The organism is Mycetohabitans sp. B2 (genome assembly GCF_021733735.1).
GTDB lineage: Bacteria > Pseudomonadota > Gammaproteobacteria > Burkholderiales > Burkholderiaceae > Mycetohabitans > Mycetohabitans rhizoxinica.
Map to the genome: position 1 here is coordinate 1 of NZ_JAHKSP010000090.1, position 510 is coordinate 510.

Below are 510 nucleotides of genomic sequence, written 5' to 3' on the forward strand. Positions count from 1 at the left end.
CATCCAGTTGCGCTTGACGATGACCCACGAACGTGCCGATTTGATGCGTCAGCTGATTCGCCATCTCGAACCCTGCCTGAATCTTCTGCTTGTCAAAGATCGGCTTGAGCGCGTTATCGCCATCTTGCCCGCTCCACACTTGCTGGTTCAGCCCGGCCAGGCTTTGCGCAACGTCTTGCCCCGTCAAAGCTTGCTGTTGTGCCTCGTCCGTAATGTGAATCGTACCGGCGCTGATCCCGCTCAGCGTCGTGCTGCTGGCCTTGCCCGAAGCGGCCATCACGCTGGGCGGCGCAACGCTGAATCCGCCCGGGGTCGACGGCAGCTTGCTACCCGGGACTTGCTCGGCGCCCGTCGCCGCCTGCCCGGACTGGGTCGTGCCCACCCCTTCCAGGTCTTCGCCACGACCACTGCCGCCTAAACTATAACCCCCGCTCAGGCCCACGCTACTAGCCTTGTAATCGGCGTAGTTGACGATATCCTCGGTACTTAACGTGCGCGTCGTCAAGCTAT

At 61.6% G+C, this 510-nt stretch carries 1 pseudogene; it reads right to left on the minus strand.

Annotated elements, in window-relative coordinates:
• Positions 1-510: pseudogene (locus KPG66_RS16835) on the minus strand (hemagglutinin repeat-containing protein); the annotation flags it as partial.